Source organism: Streptomyces sp. NPDC025721 (genome assembly GCF_055558595.1).
Genome location: NZ_JBVHMF010000031.1, coordinates 93,888 through 112,146 on the forward strand (window position 1 = coordinate 93,888; position 18,259 = coordinate 112,146).

11 protein-coding genes are annotated in these 18,259 nt (G+C 72.4%); 7 read left to right on the top strand and 4 right to left on the bottom strand.

Annotated elements, in window-relative coordinates; translation table 11 throughout:
* Window positions 1-29 precede the first annotated feature (29 nt).
* Genes ACZ4EF_RS31775 through ACZ4EF_RS31790 form a run of 4 tightly spaced genes read right to left on the bottom strand, consistent with a single transcriptional unit; the run spans window position 30 to window position 4,172 of the window.
* The gene (locus ACZ4EF_RS31775) at window positions 30-887 is read right to left on the bottom strand and encodes an NAD-dependent epimerase/dehydratase family protein (RefSeq protein ID WP_355338412.1); all 858 of its coding nucleotides are present in this window, start codon (window positions 885-887) and stop codon (window positions 30-32) included.
* Entirely contained in the window at window positions 887-1,777 is an 891-nt protein-coding gene (locus ACZ4EF_RS31780) for a carbohydrate ABC transporter permease (protein ID WP_391048933.1), read from the bottom strand. Before ACZ4EF_RS31780 ends, ACZ4EF_RS31775 begins: the two co-directional genes overlap by 1 nt.
* Complete coding sequence (locus ACZ4EF_RS31785; protein WP_391163838.1) at window positions 1,774-2,781, bottom strand: carbohydrate ABC transporter permease; 1,008 nt, start codon at window positions 2,779-2,781, stop codon at window positions 1,774-1,776. The genes ACZ4EF_RS31780 and ACZ4EF_RS31785 overlap by 4 nt, the downstream gene beginning before the upstream one ends.
* Window positions 2,778-4,172: an ABC transporter substrate-binding protein gene (locus tag ACZ4EF_RS31790; RefSeq protein WP_391048929.1), complete on the bottom strand. Its 1,395-nt coding sequence runs from the start codon at window positions 4,170-4,172 to the stop codon at window positions 2,778-2,780. Before ACZ4EF_RS31790 ends, ACZ4EF_RS31785 begins: the two co-directional genes overlap by 4 nt.
* 197 nt (window positions 4,173-4,369) lie before the next feature.
* Between ACZ4EF_RS31790 and ACZ4EF_RS31795 the strand changes: the two genes are divergently transcribed.
* The 7 genes from ACZ4EF_RS31795 to ACZ4EF_RS31825 all read left to right on the top strand — a co-directional run bounded on the left by ACZ4EF_RS31795 (window position 4,370) and on the right by ACZ4EF_RS31825 (window position 18,160).
* A complete protein-coding gene (locus ACZ4EF_RS31795; protein ID WP_355338424.1) occupies window positions 4,370-5,116 on the top strand; it encodes an IclR family transcriptional regulator in 747 nt (248 codons plus the stop codon).
* A 287-nt stretch (window positions 5,117-5,403) separates the two neighbouring features.
* Window positions 5,404-6,690 (top strand): enolase C-terminal domain-like protein, encoded by a 1,287-nt coding sequence (locus ACZ4EF_RS31800; protein ID WP_467507613.1) that lies wholly within the window; start codon window positions 5,404-5,406, stop codon window positions 6,688-6,690.
* Window positions 6,691-6,770: 80 nt separating this feature from the next.
* A complete protein-coding gene (locus ACZ4EF_RS31805) occupies window positions 6,771-7,406 on the top strand; it encodes a ThuA domain-containing protein (RefSeq protein WP_467507622.1) in 636 nt (211 codons plus the stop codon).
* Window positions 7,391-8,473, top strand: coding sequence for a Gfo/Idh/MocA family protein (locus ACZ4EF_RS31810; protein WP_467350570.1), 1,083 nt, complete (start codon window positions 7,391-7,393; stop codon window positions 8,471-8,473). Before ACZ4EF_RS31805 ends, ACZ4EF_RS31810 begins: the two co-directional genes overlap by 16 nt.
* Before the next feature lie 228 nt (window positions 8,474-8,701).
* Window positions 8,702-12,019, top strand: coding sequence for an alpha-mannosidase (locus ACZ4EF_RS31815; RefSeq protein WP_467507615.1), 3,318 nt, complete (start codon window positions 8,702-8,704; stop codon window positions 12,017-12,019).
* The gene (locus ACZ4EF_RS31820) at window positions 12,012-14,273 is read left to right on the top strand and encodes an ROK family protein (RefSeq protein ID WP_391163842.1); all 2,262 of its coding nucleotides are present in this window, start codon (window positions 12,012-12,014) and stop codon (window positions 14,271-14,273) included. The genes ACZ4EF_RS31815 and ACZ4EF_RS31820 overlap by 8 nt, the downstream gene beginning before the upstream one ends.
* 233 nt (window positions 14,274-14,506) lie before the next feature.
* Entirely contained in the window at window positions 14,507-18,160 is a 3,654-nt protein-coding gene (locus ACZ4EF_RS31825) for a glycoside hydrolase family 3 C-terminal domain-containing protein (protein ID WP_467507618.1), read from the top strand.
* The last annotated feature ends 99 nt before the right edge of the window (window positions 18,161-18,259 follow it).

Sequence of the window (18,259 nt, forward strand, 5' to 3'; positions counted from 1 at the left end):
GGAAAGCCGTGGGGGACGTGGGGGAGGGGTCAGGTACGGCGCTCCGCTCCGGCCGTACGCCAGGTGCGCCGGGGCGTGAAGCCCAGCAGCTCCGTGCAGGCGGCCGTGTCGAAGAGCGAGGCGTGGTCCGGGAGGCCGCTGCGCAGCGGCACCCCCGGATGGTGACGGGCCATCAGTTCCGCGGACGGCAGCGCGGATGTCGTGTCGGCGGCCGTGACGTTGACGACGTGACAGCCGGTCAGCTCGGTCTCCAGCGCGCGCCGTACCGCCTCGGCCGCGTCCAGGGTGTGCAGCCAGCCCCACAGGTCGTGCCGCTGACCGGCCGGGTCGGCGGCGCAGGCGTCCAGGAAGTGGCCGAGCCGGTCGCCGGTCCCGGTGAAGGGCAGCCGCAGACAGACCGCGTCCAGGCCCCAGCGCCGGTGCGCGGTGCGTGCCACCTCCTCCAGCGCGGCCTTCGACAGGCCGTACGGGTCGCGCAGCACGCTCGGATGGGCCTCGTCCAGCGGGACGTAGGACGGCGAGACCGGCACCGGTGACCAGGCCAGGCCCACCGCGGCCATGCTGGAGGCGGCCACCACCCGGCGCACCCCGGCCCGGCCCGCCTCCTCGAACACCCGGTGCGCCGTCAGGCAGTTGTGCGCGAACAGCGTGCTCGGGTCGGTGTCGTTCGGGTGCGGGATCGCCCCGAGGTGCACCACCGCCTCCGCGCCCGCCATGGCCTCGCGGACCAGTTCCGGGTCCTGGAGGTCGCCGGTGTGCACGCGCGCGGCGCGCGGCTCGGTCACCGGCAGCAGGTCGGTGAGCACCAGGTCGTGCCCCGCGGCCAGCAGCGCCGCGGTGACATGGCCGCCGATGTGTCCGGCGGCCCCCGTGATCAGGACACGCATCAGCCCTTCACCGCCCCGACCAGGCCGTTGACGAAGTAGCGCTGGAGGCTCAGGAACAGCAGCGCCACCGGGATGACGACGATCAGCGCGCCCGCCATCAGGTTGTTGTAGTGCGGCACGTTCGACGAGGCGAGCGTCTGGAGCCCGAGCGGCAGCGTGTACGTGCTCTCGTCGTTGAGCGACACCCGCGTCAGCAGATATTCGTTCCAGGTGGGGATCGCGGTGAGCAGCGCCACCGTGATCAGCGCGGGCCGGGCCAGCGGCAGATAGATCCGGGTGAAGATGTGGAACTCGTTGGCGCCGTCGACCCGCGCCGACTCCCGCAACTCCCTTGGCACGGCGCTGAAGGCGCCGGTCATCAGCAGCACCGACAGCGGCGCGCCGCCGTTGACGAAGGGCAGCACCAGACCGATGTGCGTGCCCAGGATGCCCATCTTGTTCTCCAGCAGCACGATCGGCAGCATCACCGTGATGCCGGGCACGAACAGCAGCGCGACGAAGAGCTTCTGGAGCAGGCCGCGGCCGGGGAAGTCCAGCACCGCGAAGGCGTATCCGGCCGCCGCGTACACCCCGAGCGTCAGCACCACGGTGAGCGCGGTGACCTGAAGGCTGTTCAGGAAGTAGTGGAAGAAGTGCAGTTGGTTCCAGGTGTGGGTCAGCGTGTCCAGCGTCGGGTGGTGCGGGATCAGATGGCCGCCGCGTACCACCTCGACCTGGTCCTTGAAGGCGGCCGAGACCATCCACAGGAAGGGGTAGACGCTGACCAGGCCGTAGAGCGTCAGCAGGATGCCGACGGTCCAGCGCGCGGCGGCGCGCGAGACGGCGGCCCTGGCCGGCGAGGCGGGTCCTGTGGTGCGCGAGGGGCCCGCGCCGGAGATGTTCGTCGTCATGTTCTGCTCCGCATGACTCGCAGGTTGATCAGGGCGAGCACCACGGCGGCGGCGAACAGCAGCCAGCCGAGGGCGCTCGCCAGGCCGAGCGTCGGCGCCAGGTCCTTGAGGAAGGCCAGCCGGTACGCCTCGAGGCCGAGGACGTTGGTGTGGTCTCCGGGACCGCCGTTGGTCATCACCAGGAAGGTCTGGAAGCCCTGGAGGGAGTCGCGGAGATTGAGCAGCACGACGATCGAGGTGATCGGCCGGACCAGCGGCCACACCACCGACATGTTCGTCCGCCACCATCCGGCGCCGTCGAGCTGCGCGGCCTCCATCACGCTGCGGTCGATGGTCTGAAGACCGGTGAGGTACATCAGCATCGCGACCGGCACCGCCCCCCACACGGTGACCACGATCATCGTGGGCAGCGCGGTGTGCGGGTTGCCGAGCCAGCCCTGCGGCTGCGCGAGCGACCCCATGCCGACGCTGCTGAGCAGGGTGTTGACCGCGCCGTCCGGCTGGAGGATGTACTGCCAGGCGAAGAAGACGGCGATGCCGCTGGTGACGTACGGCACGAAGTACACCGAACGCAGCACGCCCTGCATCCGCTTGGCGGAGTTGAGCAGGATCGCCAGTGGGAAGGACACCGCCACGGTCAGCAGCGGGACGGCGATCATCACGTACAGGGTGTGGAGCGCCGCGTGGTGCAGCCGGGGCGCGTAGGCCGGATTCTGCCAGAGCAGGTCCTTGTAGTTCTGGAGGCCGACCCAGTCCCAGTGCGGCGCGAAGCCGTTCCAGCGGGCGAAGCTCAGCAGGAAGCCGTAGCCGACGGTGTACAGGCCCATGACCGCGAAGAGCACGACGGCGGGGGCGACGAACAGGTAACCGGAGACGGCCTCGTAGCCGCGGCGGCGCGGGGGGCGCGCGCCGCGGCCGGCGGCGGCGCGCGCGGCCGGCCGGGGATCGCCTCCCCGGCCGGCGCCGGCCGTCTCCGTGAGCGTGGGACGGGGTGCGGTGGTCACTTGGACGTCGCCCAGAAGGAGTTGTTGAGCTTGGCCATCGCCTTGCCGGTCTGGTCCACGCTCTTCTGCTTCAGCGGCGTCAGGTCGGCCAGCACCTCACCCATCGAGTCCTGGTCGTACGTCGGCGGCCGGAAGGTGTTGTCGCTCGGGTCGTAGGTGGTCTCCGGCGTGCCGACGAAGGTCTTCAGCATGTCGGCGAGCGTCGGGCCCATCACCGAGGCGGCGTCCGCGCCGAGTTCGGTGGCGGGCACGTCGGTGGCGTCCTTGGCGAACTTCGAGGCGATGTCGGGCCGCGCCAGGAACTTCATCCACTTCTCGGCGTTGTCCGGGTGCTTGCTGGTGGAGGTGACCGTCAGACCGGTGAGCGCCAGCGGGCCGAGCGCCCGGTGGGGCACCGCGCCGTCGCCCGGCGAGGGCAGGCCGAAGGCCATCACGTCGTCGGGGTTCATGCCGTTCTGCTGGAGGAAGGCCAGCGTGAAGGTGCCGCCGATGTCGAAGGCCGACTTGCCCTGGGCGAACGCCTGGTCGGCCGCGTCGATGTCGAGGGTCTGGGTGCCCGGCATCCAGTACGGCTGGAGCTGCGCGTACTGCGTGAGGACCTTGGTGCCGTCGGCGGAGGAGAAGTCCGCGCCGGCGTCCTTGCCGAACAGCGCCTGGTACTTCTCCTTGCCCAACTGGGCGAAGGCCAGCGGCTGGAGGACCCAGGTCAGACCGGTCGCCTTGACCTTCAGACCGAGGCTGACCCCGCCGTTCTTCGGGTCCTTGGTGGTGGTGGCCTTCAGGTCGGCCAGGAACTCGTCCCAGTTCGCGGGGGCCTTGGTGATCCCGGCGGCGGCCAGCATCTTCTTGTTGGCCATGACGATGCCGAAGGTCCCGGAGGTGAAGGGCACACTGAAGCGCTGGCCCTTGCTCACGCCGTGCGTCTTGGAGTCGGCGGGCTTGGACTCGGTGTACTTCGCGTCCGTGACGGTGCCCGAGACCTGGACGCCCTTCTGGTACAGGCCGCTCCAGGCGGCGTCGACGTCGCCCGCGATGTCCTTGGCTATGCCGGTGGCGCCGAGCACCAGGTCCTCGCCGTCGGAGTGCGTCTCCAGCACATCGGGCAGGTCGTGGGTCTTGGCGGCGGCCTGGAGCTTGGTGCTGTACGCGTCGTCCGGTCCGTACGCCTCGATCTTGACGGTGATGCCGGTCTGCTTCTTGAACTCGGCCGCCGCGTTGCGCAGTCCGGCGACGTGCGACTGCTTGAAGGTCCACATCTCCAGCGACTTGCTGTCCCCCGATCCGGAGGAGCCGCCGCCGCAGGCGGCCAGCGGGCTCAGCGAGAGGACGGTGGCCACAGCGGCTGCGGCGAGTCTCGTCTTCGGGGTAAAACGTGCGAATGGTGTGTTCATGGGCCCCTACCTAGGATTCGACCGTTCAGAAGACCGAATGACGTTGGAGTGACTGAACTTAGGGTCGTGTTTGATATAGCGTCAAGACGCACGCCGCGATGGGAGTGGGCACTCTTATGCGTCGTGCATCGGCGGCGGGGAGCGGAGGATCGGTGGAATCGGTGGCAGAAGCGGCGCGCGGGCGGAAGCCCGAAGAGGTGAAGTCCGCAGCTCGGGTACTGGAAGTGCTCGAACTGCTCGGCGCGGACGGCGCCCGGCTCTCGCTGGCGGAGATGGCGACGGCGATGGCGGTGCCGAAGAGCAGCCTGCACGCCATCCTGCGCACGATGCAGGCGCGCCGGTGGGTGGATCTCGACCCGTCAGGGACGCGCTACAGCCTCGGTCTCAAGGCGCTGTTGACGGGCACCGCCTACCTGGAGGGCGACGACGTCACCAGCCTGGCGGGGCCGGTGCTCGACGCGCTGGCCGAGGAGACCGGCGAGGCCGTGCACCTGGGCAGGCTCGACGGCACGCACGTCGTCTACCTGGCCAAACGCGAGTCGCGGCACGCGCTGCGGATGTACTCCGCGGTCGGCCGCAGGCTCCCCGCGCACGCCACGGCGCTCGGCAAGGCGGTCCTCTCGCAGTACGACCACGCCGAGGTGCAGCGGCGGCTGGACTGGCCGCTGGAGCGGATGACCCCGACCACGGTGGTCGATCCCGACGCGTTCCTGGCCCAGTTGGCCGAGGCGCGGCTGCGCGGCTGGGCGGCGGACGACGGCGAGAATTCCGTCGACATCCGCTGCGTCGCGGTCGCGCTCGGCGGCGGCCAGGGCGAGGACGCGATCAGTTGCTCGGCGCCCAAGAGCCGGATGGACGACGCGCGGGTCGAGGAGGTCGCGCAGGCGGTCACCGAGGCCGCGCAGTCGCTGAGCACCCTGCTCAAACGGCTGGGCCAGCACTGACCGGCCGCCGCCACCGCGCCGACCGGCCACGGGCCGGCCGCTGAACCGGCACGGGCCGCCCGGCGGCTCGCCGACGGCCCGCCGCCCGCCTGCCGCCGGGCCTGACGCGCTGTCGGGCCCGGCCTGACGGGCCGTCCGGCCGACCGGGGCGTGCCGACCCCTTGTGTGTCCCGCGTGGCGGGGGTTACGGTCGTTCCGAGTTTGTCAAAGTGATTGACAAACTCGGAATGCCCTCTCTACGTTCGGATACCGGTACGTCATTCCGTTACCTGTACGTGGGAGTTCGTATGGCATTGCCTGATGCCGGCCCCGCACCGCTCGCCCCGGCCCCCTGGGTCGACGAGCGCGGCGCCAAGATCCGCATCACGGCCGTTCGCACCTTTCTGACCGCCCCCCACGGGTGCCCCCATCTCATCGTCCGCGTCGAGACCGGCGAACCGGGCCTCTACGGCCTCGGCTGCGCCAGCGACCCCCAGCGCACGCTGGCCGTCCGCTCGGTGCTCGACGACTACCTCGCCCCGCTGCTCACCGGGCGGGACCCCGACGACATCGAGGACATCCACCGGCTGATCCTCAACAGCGCCTACTGGCGCGGCGGTTCGGTCACCGGCAACGCGCTCGGCGGCATCGACGTCGCCTTGTGGGACCTCAAGGCCAAGCGCCTCGGCGCGCCCCTGCACTCGCTGTTCGGCGGCAAGGTCCGCGCCTTCGCCGAGGCGTACACGCACGTCGACGGCCGCGACGCCGCCGAGATCGCCGACAAGGTCCAGGCCGCGAGGGAACACGGCTACCGGCACGTCCGGATCCAGGCCGCCGTGCCGGGCGCCGACACCTACGGCGCCTCCGGCGGCGGCACCGCGGACGCCGACGCGGTACGCGAGCGACGCGCGCCCTGGGACAGCGCGGGCTATCTGCGGCACGTGCCGGGCGTTCTCACCCGTGTGCGCGAACTCGTCGGCGACGACGTCGAGTTGCTGCACGACGTGCACGAACGGCTCGACCCCCGGCAGGCCAGGGACTTCCTGCGCAGGGTCGAGGACGCCGGACTGTACTTCGTGGAGGACCTGCTCGCGCCCGAGGACACCCGGCACTTCAAGCGGCTGCACGACGCCTCGCCCGTACCGCTCGCGGTCGGCGAACTCTTCCACGACACCGCCCAGTTCACCGCCCTGCTGGACGGCCCCGACATCGACTTCGCGCGGATCCGCGTCCCCACCCTCGGCGGCCTCACCCCCGCCCGCAAGATCGCGGCCTTCTGCGAACTGCGCGGTGTCCGGCTCGCGCCGCACGGCCCCGCCGACGTCAGCCCGGTCGCCCAGGCCGCCACGTTGGCCATGGACATCGCCAGCCACGCCTTCGGCGTCCAGGAGGCCGCGGTCTTCAGGCCGCCCGTCCACGAGGTGTTCCCCGGCACGGTCACCGCGACCGCGGGCGGCCTCGTACCCCATGACACCCCGGGCCACGGAGTGGACTTCGACGAGGCCGCCGCCCGCCGTCACCCCGTGCCCGAACCCCTGGCCCACGACCGCTGGGCCCTGCTGCGCAACACCGATGGGAGCGTGCAACGCCCGTGACGAATCCGATCAGAGCCGGTGAACCCGGAGCCGGAGCCGACCAGGACGGGGCCGGCCGGGAGCGGTCCGCACGACGGGCGTTGGTGGTACGCGGCGGCTGGGAGGGCCACGCGCCGATCGCGATCACCGACCTCTTCCTGCCCTTCCTCAAGGACGAGGGCTTCACCGTCCAGACCGCGCAGTCGCTCGACGTCTACGCCGACCGGGAGCTGATGGCCGCCACCGACCTCGTCGTCCAGTGCTGGACGATGGGCGAGATCAGCGGCGAGCAGACCAGGGGCCTGGCCGAGGCGGTCAGGGCGGGCACCGGCTTCGCGGGCTGGCACGGCGGGATCGTCGACTCCTTCCGCGGCGACGTCGACTACCAGTTCCTGACCGGCGGTCAGTTCCTCATGCACCCGGCGGGATTCCTCGACTACCGGGTCCATGTGCGGCCCGAGCGCGCCGACCACCCGGTGATCGCCGGGATCGGCGACTTCGACGTGCACACCGAGCAGTACTGGCTGGCCACCGACCCCGACATCGACGTGCTGGCCACCACGACCTTCCCGCCGGACGGCGAGCGCGCGCACCCGGTCGTGATGCCCGCGGTGTGGACCAGGAGGCAGGGCGCGGGACGGGTGTTCGTGTCCGCCATCGGGCACAAGGCCGACGACTTCGACGTGCCCGAGGTGCGGGCGCTGACCGAGAGGGGACTGCTGTGGGCGAGCCGTTGAGGATCGGCATGGTCGGCGCGGGCAAGATCAGCGGCCAGTACCTGGACACCATCGCCGGGCTCGAAGGGCTGCGGCTGACCGCCGTCACCGACCTCGACCCCGGCCGGGCCAAGGAGGCCGCCGAGCGCGCGGGCGCCGAAGTGGCTGCAAGCGTCGCGGAGTTGGTGGCGCGCGACGACGTGGACGCCGTCCTGAACCTCACCGTCCCCGCCGTGCACGCCGAAGTGGCGCTGGCCGCGGTCGCCGCGGGCAAGCACGTCTACGGCGAGAAGCCGCTCGCCGCTACCCGCGAGGAGGCCGCCGCCGTGCTCGCCGCCGCGCGCGCCGCGGGCGTCCGGGTCGGCAGCGCGCCCGACACCGTACTCGGCACCGGCACCCAGACCGCCCGCAAGGCCGTGGACGACGGGCTGATCGGCACGCCCGTCGCCGCGACCGCCTTCATGACCACCGCGGGACACGAAGCCTGGCACCCGGACCCGGAGTTCTACTACCGGCCCGGCGGCGGCCCGCTGCTCGACATGGGCCCGTACTACCTGTCCGCGCTGGTCCACCTGCTGGGCCCGGTCGTCAAGGTCACCGGCGCCGTCGCCACCCCGCGCGCCGAACGCGCCATCGGCAGCGGCCCGCGCGCCGGGGCGCGCTTCCCCGTCGAGGTCGACACCCACGTCACCGGCGTCCTCCAGCACGAAGGCGGCGCCCTCACCACGCTGATCATGAGCTTCGACATCCACGCCGCCCGGCTGCCGCGGATCGAGGTGTACGGCACCGAGGGCTCGCTGTCCGTCCCCGACCCCAACGGCTTCGACGGCCAGGTCGAGTTGTTCACCGACGGTACGTGGCAGCCGCTGCCGGTCTCGGCCGGATACCGCGGCGCGGGGCGCGGCACCGGCCTCGCGGACCTCGCCGCCGCCGTCGCCTCCGGACGCCCGCACCTGGCGTCGGCCGAACTCGCCCAGCACGTACTGGACGTGATGCTGACACTGCTGGACGCCGCGCACGACGGGACGGCGCTGCCGGTCACCAGCGGCTGCGAGCGGCCCGCGCGGGTGGATTCCGTGACACCGTAATTCCACCGAGGGCGGCAGGAAGGGCCACGGCCCTTCCTGCCGCCTTTTGCCGTTCCCAATGTCAGGTGAATTAACTGACGGCTGACTCCCTTTTCGGTTCCAAATTAGCCTGACAATTTGATAGTTGCAGGTCACGACCTGCGAGAAGAAGGAATCCGCGCGAGGCGTTGACTTGATAACACACATGGTTTTACATGGCGGTTACTGGCTGGACAGGAAGGGCTGCCGATGCATGACCGGATGAAGTCCGGCGAAGAGCGCATAGCCGCATTCCTCGCCGAACGGCTGCGCCCCGCGCTCTACCCGCAGAAGCTGCCCATGGACGTCGGCGCCTGGCACATCGCGGGCGAGCCCGTCCCCGCCGAGGTCGCGCTGCGCGCCGACTACACGCCGTTCGCCGTCGGCGAGGCGTGGGGGCGCCCCTGGGCGACCACCTGGTTCAGCGTCCACGCCACCGTGCCGGAGCGCTGGGCCGGGCGGCGTGTCGAGGCGCTGTTCGACCTCGGCTCGGGACCCGACGACGGGACGGGGGAGGGAACCGGGGCCTGGACCGGGGCCTCCGGCGGCCCGGCCGAGGGCCTGGTGCACGACGCGCACGGCATCCCGCTCCAGGGCCTGCACCCCGGCCTCGGCGCCGTCCTGATCGCCGGCTCCGCCACCGCCGGCTCGTCCGTACGGCTGCTGGTCGAGGCCGCCGCCAACCCGCGGATCGCGGCGGGCAGCGGCGCGGGCACCCGGTACGGCGACCCGGCCACCGCGGGCGACACCCTCCTGTACCGGCTGCGCCGCGCCGACCTCGCCGTGCGCGACGAGGACGTCTGGCAGCTCGTCCACGACGTGCAGACCCTCGAAGGGCTGATGCGCGCGCTGCCCGAACAGCAGCCGCGCAGGCACGAGATCCGGCTCGCGCTGGAACGCGCCCTGGACGCCGTCGACCCGCGGGCCGTGGGCCGCACCGCCGGATACGCCCGTACGCTGCTGACCGACGTGCTCGCCCGGCGCGCCCACGAGTCCGCGCACACCGTGACCGCCGTCGGCCACGCGCACCTCGACTCCGCCCGGCTGTGGCCGGTGCGCGAGACGGTCCGCGAACGCGCCCGCGCCTTCAGCACGATGGCCGCGCTCGCCGACGAGTACCCCGAACTGGTCGTGGCCGCCTCCAGCGCGCAGCACTACGCCTGGATGAAGGACCACCAGCCGCATGTCTTCGAGCGGATACGCAAGGCGGTCGCGGACGGCAACTGGGCGCCGGTCGGCGGCATGTGGGTGGAGGCCGACACCGAACTGCCCGGCGGCGAGGCGCTGGTGCGCCAGCTCGTGCACGGACGGCGCTTCTTCCGCGACGAGTTGGGCACCGAGACCGACGGCGTGTGGCTGCCCGGCGCCTCCGGCGCGTCCGCGGCCTTCCCCCAGCTCGCCGCGCTCGCGGGCGCCCGCTGGTTCCTCGGCCGCCGCCCGGAGCCCGGCCGCGGCTCCGCGCTGCCGCACCACACCTTCCGCTGGGAGGGCCTGGACGGCACCAGGCTCTTCGCGCACCTCGCTCCGGTCGGGACCGACGGCGAACGCGGAACCGAGGCCCCTGCGCTGACCGGCGGCGACCTCGTACGGTCCGTGGACGACTTCGCCGACAAGGGTGACGCGACCCGCTCCCTGCTGCCCTTCGGCCGCGGCGACGGCGGCCCCGACCGGTCGATGCTGGAGCGCGCCCGCCGCCTGGCCGACCTCGACGGCGCGCCGCGCGTCACCCTCGGCGCCCCGGCCCGCTTCTTCCGCGACGCCCAGGCCGAGCATCCGGCCGCCCCCGTGTGGCGCGGCGAACTCGACCTCGCGCCGCACCTGGGCACGTACACCAGCCAGGCGCGCACCAAGCGCGGCAACCGGCGCAGCGAGGCGCTGCTGCACGAGGCCGAGCTGTGGTCGGCGACCGCCGCCGTACGGCACGGAATCCCGTACCCCTACGACGAGTTGGAGCGGCTGTGGAAGAAGGTGCTGCTCCAGCAGTGCCACGACATCCTGCCCGGCACGTCGATCGCCTGGGTGCATGAGGAGGCCGAGCAGACCCACCGGGACGTACGGCGCAGGCTGGAACGGCTGATCCGGCGGGCGGTCGGTGACCCGGACGGCGCGACCGTGCTCAACGCGGGGCCGCGGGCCCGCCGCGAGGTCGTCGTCCTCGAACCGGAGGACGGCCCGGCCCGCGGCACGCTCCTGACCGGCACTCTTCCCCTCGACGCCGCACAGCCTGGCACCGCACAGCCTGGCACCGCCCGACCCGGCACCGTACAGCCTCGTGCGGCGCGGCCCGGCACCGTACAGCCGCTGTCCGACGGCCGGTTCGCGGTCCTCGCGCAGGCCCCGGCGCACGGCTCAGGACCCGCGGGCATCGCGCTCGGCGACCTCGCCCCGGTCACCGTGACGGCGGGCGCGGACGGCGGCCACGTCCTGGACAACGGGCTGCTGCGAATACGGGTCGACGCGGCCGGTCTGGTGCGGTCCGCCGCCGACCTCGGCACCGGGCGCGAGGCCATCGCGCCCGGCGCGGCGGGCAATCTGCTCCAGCTGCACCGCGACGAGCCTGGCGGCTGGAGCGCGGCGCGCTACGCCCCGGCGGCCGGGTCCCGCGATCTGGACCGGGCCGACCGGGTGGAGGTCACCGCCGCGGGACCGCTGCTGGCCCGGCTGCGGATACTGCGCGGCACCGGACGCTCCACCGTCGTACAGGAGTTGACGCTCACCGCGGGCAGCCACGCGCTGACCGTCGACACCGAGGTCGACTGGCGCGAGCAGGACACCGTGCTCAAGGCCGCCTGGCCATTGGACGTGCACGCGGAACACAGCCGCGCGGAAACGCAGTTCGGCCACGTCGCGCGCCCCACGCACGGGAACACCGACGGGGACGCGGCCCGCCGCGAGTCGGTCGCGCACCGCTGGATCCACGTCGGCGAGCACGGCTGGGGCGTCGCGCTCGCCGGGGACTCGACGTACGGCTACGACGTGACACGGCACACCCGCGAGGACGGCGGCACCACCACCGTCGTGCGCAGCACGCTGCTGCGCGCGCCGCGCAGCCCCGACCCGCACGCCGACCGCGGACTCCAGCGCTTCCGGCACCGGCTGCGGCCCGGCGCCGACGTGGACGACGCCGTCTCCGAGGGCTACGCGCTGCACCTGCCGCTGCGCCCCGGCCCGGACACCGGCGCCGTCACCCGACCCGATTCCCCTCCCGGCAACGCTTCTGACGCGGCGTCACCGCCCCCGCTGGTCGCCGTCGACCACCCCGACGTCGTGGTCGAGACGGTCAAACTCGCCGACGACCGCAGCGGCGACGTCGTGGTCCGGCTGTACGAGTCGCGCGGCGGGCGGGCCCGCACCGTCCTGACCGCGGGCTTCCCCGCGACGGCCGTCCAGGAGACGGATCTGCTGGAGGAACGGCTCGCCGACCACCCGCACGACGACGGACGCACCCCGCTGACGCTCCGCCCGTTCCAGGTCCTCACCCTGCGGCTGGTCCGCCCCCGCGAAGGCCAGGAGGGCCGCGTTGCCTGAAACACCCCACTCGCCGCTCCCCGAAGTGCCGTCGCAGGACAGGGCGTTGCCCACCTTCCCCGACGAGCGGCGCCCGCCGGGACCGCCGGACGCGCGGACGCGGGACCTGCTGCGCCAGTGGGCCGCGGGCGACGGTCCGCTGGCCACCCGCGCCAGGGTCGTCCTGCTCGCCGCCGAAGGACTGCGGGACGCCGAGATCTCCCGGCGGCTCGGCGTCTCCCGGCAGACCGTGGGCAGTTGGCGGCACCGCTGGCAGAGCGCGGGGCTGCGCGGCCTCGAACAGCGGCCCCGCACCGGCAGACCCGCCACCGTGGACGAGGCCGAGGTGGTCACCCGGGCACTGCTCGCGCCCGGCGGCAGCGGCGCCAGCCGGGCCATCGCCCGCGAACTGGGCCTGTCCCACGCCACGGTGGCCGCGATCAGACGCCGCTGGCAGCTCACCGCGGACGAGACGACACCCGCCCCGCACGTACCGACCAGACCGCCGCTGCCCGGCACCGACGTGTGGGTGATGGGCCTGTACGCCGACGCGCGCGGCGCGGTCCTGCTCGCCGGCACCCGCGCCGCGGCCCCGGCGCCGGGACCCGCGGCCACCGTCATCGGCGAGGACGTCCTGGCCGGACTCGGCCGGGCCCTCGACGGGATGCGCCTGGCCGTGGCCCCGGACCCCGGCGGCCCGCCGCCGCTCGGGCTCACCGGCTACCTCGCGGCGGCGGCCGAACACCACCCGGACATCGCCCTGCACGCGATCACCCTCTGGGAGACCGGCCGGATCTCCGCGCCCCCGCCCGGCACCACGCCGGTGACCTTCCACCAGCTCCCGGCCCGCTCCACCTGGCGCGGCTTCCTGCGCGCCATGATCGCCCTGGACAGCACCAGCCACCCCGAGTCCTCCCGGCGGGTCTACCTCGACCTGGTCGCCGCGCTGGAACGGCAGACCGCGGGCGCGCCGGGCCCGGTCCGCTGGCTGCGCGAGAACGTCGCGGGCCACCTGCGCGCCCCGCACACTCCCGAGGCCGTCGCGCACCCGCCCTCGTTCAGCGGCGTCAACCAGATTGACCTCGGCTCCTTCAACGAGTGCGTGGTGATCGAGACCGTCCGGCTGTCCGGCACCATCACCCGCGGCGAGATCGCCCACCGCACCGGACTCACCCAGCAGTCGGTCTCCCGGATCGCCCGCTCGCTGCTCGACCGCGGCATCCTCGTCGAGGACGCGCAGCGGCGCGCCACCTCGGGCAAGCCCCGCACCCCGGTGCGGCTCAGCGGCACCGCCGCGCACGCGCTCGGCCTGCACATCGACCCCGAGGTGCTGACCGCCGTCGTCATCGACCTCGACGGCGCGATCGTCTGCACCCGCACCCGGCCGGTGAGCGCCGACATCGACCCGGCCGAATTCGTCGCGCAGGTGGTTGAGTTGGGCCGCGAGACGCTGCAAAAGGCGGGCGGCGCGGTCCGCGAGGACGGCTTCCTCGGCATCGGCGTCGCGGTGCCGGGCCCGGTCGACATCGCCTCCGGTACGGTGCTCGGCCCGCCGCTGCTGTCGGCCTGGAACGACCTGCCGCTGCTCTACCTGCTCAAGGACCACTTCCCGTGCCCGGTGATCATCGAGAAGGACTCGCTGGCCGCGGCGGCGGGGGAGCGGTGGATCGGCCGCGACCGCAGGGCCCGCGACTTCGCGTACCTCTACCTCGGTACGGGCGTCGGCTCCGGGCTCTACCTCAACGGCGACCTCTACCGGGGCGTCAGCGCCAACGCCGGTGAGTTCGGGCAGCTCTGCGCCATCGCGCTGGGCCGGGTGGACGCCGACGGGCGGCCCGAGCTGCTGCCCGAGTGCAATCCGCCGGTCTCCGTGACCGACTTCGCGGTCCGCCGCGGCCTGCCCGCCGCCGACGCCGCCCGCGGCAGCACCGCCGCCTACCGGGAGGTCGGCCGGGCCGCGGCGGCCGGTGACCCGGCCGCGACGGCCGCGCTGCGCGAGGTGGCGGGGGCCGTCGGACGCGGCGCGCTCGGCCTGGTCGACCTGCTGGACATCGACCTCATCGTGCTCGGCGGCCCGTTCTTCACCGACGACGTCGCCGACTTCTACCTGGACGAGATCGGCCGCGCCGTCAACGAATTCCCCACCGCCCGCAGGCTGCGCCGGGTCGAGGTGGAGCGCTCGGTGCTGAGCGCCGAGGCCGCCGCCGTCGGCGCCGCGTCGACCATCTTCCACGCCACGTTCACCCCCCGGCTGCGCGGGCGCGAGCGGCCCTGACCGCGACCCGAGCCCGGACCGGCTCCGGGCACAGGCCGGTGAGCAGCCCGCTTCCAGCTTTTTGCATCGAGAAGTCAAAAAATGCCGGTCCGATCACGTTCTTTGTCTTGACGCTGCGTCAAAGATGGCAACACACTGCCCAACTGATGACGCGAGACCCGGACTTCCTTCGGACTTGCACCGAAGTCGGTACCGGCATCTGCTCGATGCTGCTCGATGACGACGGAGGCAGGATGGACGAGCGAAAGCGCCGACGCGCGGGACTGGCCGCGGTCTGCGCCATGGCGTGTGCGATCGGTCTGACGGCGGGCTTCGGCCCGAGCGCGGCCGCGAACACCCCACAGGAGGCGGTCGCCGCCACCCCGGTCTACCTCGACACCCACTACTCCTTCCAGGAGCGGGCCGCCGACCTGGTGTCGAGGATGACCTTGCAGGAGAAGGTCCAGCAGCTCAGCACCAACAGCGGCCCCGCCATCCCCCGGCTGGGCGTCCAGCAGTACACGTACTGGAGCGAGGGCCAGCACGGCGTCAACACCCTCGGGGCCAACCAGAACAACGGCGGGGCGCAGGGCGGCGTCCACGCCACCAGCTTCCCGACCAACTTCGCCTCGTCCATGTCCTGGGACCCGGCGCTGCTCTACCAGGAGAGCACCGCGATCTCCGACGAGGTGCGCGGCTTCGTCGACAAGTCGCTCTTCGGCACCGGCCAGAACAACCTCGGCCCGTCCGCCGACGACTACGGCTCGCTGACCTACTGGGCGCCGACGGTCAACCTCGACCGCGACCCGCGCTGGGGCAGGACCGACGAGGCGTTCGGCGAGGACCCGTACTTCGTCGGGCAGATGGCCGGCCAGTTCGTCGACGGCTACCAGGGCAACAACCCCGACGGCACCTCGAAGACCGGCTATCTGAAGGTCGCCTCCACCGCCAAGCACTACGCGCTCAACAACGTCGAGGACAACCGCACCGGCATCAGCTCCGACGTCAACGACACCGACCTGCGCGACTACTACACCGCGCAGTTCCGCTCGCTGATCGAGGACGCGCACGTGTCCGGGCTCATGACGTCGTACAACGCGATCAACGGCACCCCGTCGGTCTCCGACACCTACACCACCAACCAACTCGCCCAGCGCACCTACGGGTTCAACGGGTACATCACCTCCGACTGCGGCGCGGTCAGCACCAACTGGCGGCAGTTCCCCGGCGGTCACGACTGGGCGCCGCCCGGCTGGACCACCGACCACAAGGACAACCCGACGTGGACCGAGACCGCCACCGGCACGACGATGTCCGGTCAGGCCGGCGGCCAGGCGTACGCGCTGCGGGCCGGTACCGACCTCAACTGCACGGGTGACGAGGCGACCACCGCCAACATCCAGGAGGCCATCGAGGCGGGCGCGCTCAGCGAGGGCGTGGTCGACACCGCCCTGGTGAAGGTCTTCACCATCCGCATGGAGACCGGCGAGTTCGACCCGGCGAGCGCGGTGTCGTACACGAACATCACCAAGGACCAGATCGAGAGCCCGGCCCACCAGGCGCTCGCCACCACGGTCGCCGACAACTCCCTGGTGCTGCTGAAGAACGACAAGCGGGCCTCCGGCGGCGGCAAACTGCTGCCCGCCGACCCCGCCACCACCAAGAAGGTCGTCGTCCTCGGCGACCTCGCCAACACCGCGACGCTCGGCCTGTACTCGGGTGACCCGACCTACCGGACCAGCCCGCTGCGCGGCATCCAGAACGAGATCCACGCGATCGACCCCACGGCGTCCGTGGTCTACGACGCGGCGGGCACCTCGTCCACCGGCACCGGCGCCGCGGTGCTCTCCGACAAGACCAAGGCCGACATCAAGGCCGCCGACCTCGTGGTGCTGTTCGTCGGCACCACCCAGGCCAACGGCGACGAGGGCAACGACCGCGACAACCTGAACATGCCCGGCAACTACCAGTCGCTGATCGACCAGACGTCGGCGCTCGGCACCGACAAGCTCGCCCTGGTCATCCAGTCCGACGGCCCGGTCGACATCCAGAAGGAGGCCGCCGCCGGCTCACCGGTCTCCTCGATCGTCTTCAGCGGCTACAACGGCCAGTCCCAGGGCACCGCGCTCGCCCATGTGCTCTTCGGCGACGTCAACCCGTCCGGGCACCTCAACTTCACCTGGTACAAGGACGATTCACAGCTCCCCGACAAGCAGGACTACGGGCTGACCCCGAGCGCCACCGGCGGCCTCGGCCGTACGTACCAGTACTTCACCGGCGCCCCCACGTACCCCTTCGGCTACGGACTCAGCTACAGCTCCTTCTCCTTCACCTCGGTCAGCGCCAACAAGACGCAGATCACGCCGGACGGCACCGTGAAGATCGGCGTGGACGTCACCAACACCGGCAAGACGGCGGGCGCCACGGTCGCGCAGCTCTACGCGGCGACCCCCTTCACCGTCCCCGGCGTGGAACTGCCCGCCAAGCGGCTGGCGGGCTTCGCCAAGACCAAGGTGCTGGGGCCCGGCAAGAGCCAGCACCTGACCATCACCGTCAAGGCCGCCGACCTGTCCTTCTGGGACGCCAAGAGCTCCCGGCAGACCGTCTACAACGGCACCTACGCGTTCCGGCTCGGCCCGGACTCCGCGCACCCGGCGGGCACCGCGAACGTGAGGATCAGCGGCACTCTGACGCCCAAGGTGCGCTACGTCACCGTGCAGCCCGAGAGCGTCGTCCACGACGCGGGCCAGACCTTCTCGCTCACCGGCAAGAACAAGTGGATCAAGGACGACACCAACCCGGCGAAGGAACAGCGCGACCTGTCCGTCACCGCGGACGACGTCGTGGAGGCCGTCAACAACGACCAGTCCTTCGTCGACCTGTCCACCGCCAAGGTCACGTACCGCAGCAGTGACCCGGCGGTCGCCACCGTCGACAAGAACGGCCTGGTGCACGCCGTGGCCGACGGCGTCGCCACCGTCTCGGCGACCGTGGGCGGCGTCACCGGCTCCACCCCGGTCGTGGTCCGCGGCACCCTCACGCTCAAGGCGCTGCCGATCGCCAAGGCGGGCAGCACCCTGACCGCGACCACCACCTACACCAACGGCGCCGCGTCCGCGGTGCGGAACGTGTCGGTCACGCTCGCCACCCCGGCGGGCTGGACGGCCACGGCCACCAGCCCGGCGACCTTCGACACCGTCGGCGCGGGCCAGAAGGCCACCACCACCTGGCAGGTGACCGTCCCGGCCGGTGCGGACCCCGACAGCTTCACCCTGGACGCCACCGTCATCACCCCCTCCGGGGAGGAGAGCGCCCAGGCCCCCGTCACCGTGCCGTACGCGTCACTGACCGCCGCCTACAACAACTCCGGCATCAGCGACGACGCCCACACCACGACCGGCAGCCTGGACGGCGAGGGCGCCAGCTTCTCGCTCCAGGCGCTGGCCGCCCTGGGCTGGCACGCGGGCCAGAACACCGACCACGACGGGGTGTCCTTCCCCTGGCCCGCCACCGCGGGCACCGGGGACCCCGACAACGCCGTGGCCGGCGGCCAGGCCGTCGAGATCACCGGCACCGGAACCAAGCTGGGCTTTGTCGGCACCAGCGCCTTCGGCGCCACCTCCGGCACCGGCACCATCGTCTACACCGACGGGACCACGCAGACCTACGCGCTGGCCCTGTCCGACTGGTGGGCCGGATCACCGTCGCAGGGCAGCGACTTCGCCGCCAGCACGCCCTACCTCAACAACGGCGGCGGACAGCAGCAGCAGACCGTGCACATCTCCGCGGCCACCGTGGACCTGCTGCCCGGAAAGACCGTCCAGGCGATCACCCTGCCCAACGTGAGCAAGACGCAGGTCGACCACCAGGTCGCCATGCACCTGTTCTCGATCGCGATCGGCGGCTGACACGCAGCGGGGGGGGGGGGGGGGGGGGGGGGGGGGGGGGGGGGGGGGGGGGGGGGGGGGGGGGGGGGGGGGGGGGGGGGGGGGGGGGGGGGGGGGGGG